Source organism: Streptomyces sp. P17 (assembly GCF_032436805.1).
GTDB lineage: Bacteria > Actinomycetota > Actinomycetes > Streptomycetales > Streptomycetaceae > Streptomyces.
The window spans coordinates 1-330 of sequence record NZ_JAVRBF010000509.1; the positions used below are offsets into that span (position 1 = coordinate 1).

Here is a 330-nt window from a genome sequence, read left to right on the forward strand (position 1 = left end):
CTATTCGCTACCTAACAGAAGAAAAAGATGGCGTTTATACCGGTAAATCCATGGATCGCTGGAAGTTAAAAGGTCTAGATATCGATCCACAAACGCGCGATATCATAAAAAGCTTGATCAATAGTCATAAAATTGATGTACCAAGTAGCAAAGATGGCCGTAACACCAATATTGCTGCTATCAACGTAAAAGGCTTACGCTTTAATACTAAAGAAGAAAAAGCCGAAGCATTAGCCGCTCGTAAAGCACAATTCGCTACGGCAACAGACTATGAGAAAGAAAACCTTGAACGAGAAATTGTAATCATCAATGCAATGAACTAGGGCGACT

At 39.4% G+C, this 330-nt stretch carries 1 protein-coding gene; it reads left to right on the plus strand.

Annotated elements, in window-relative coordinates; all coding sequences use genetic code 11:
- Window positions 1-323: hypothetical protein (locus RMT89_RS41905; RefSeq protein WP_315889002.1), on the plus strand; the 323-nt coding region annotated here is incomplete at its 5' end.
- Window positions 324-330 lie beyond the last annotated feature (7 nt).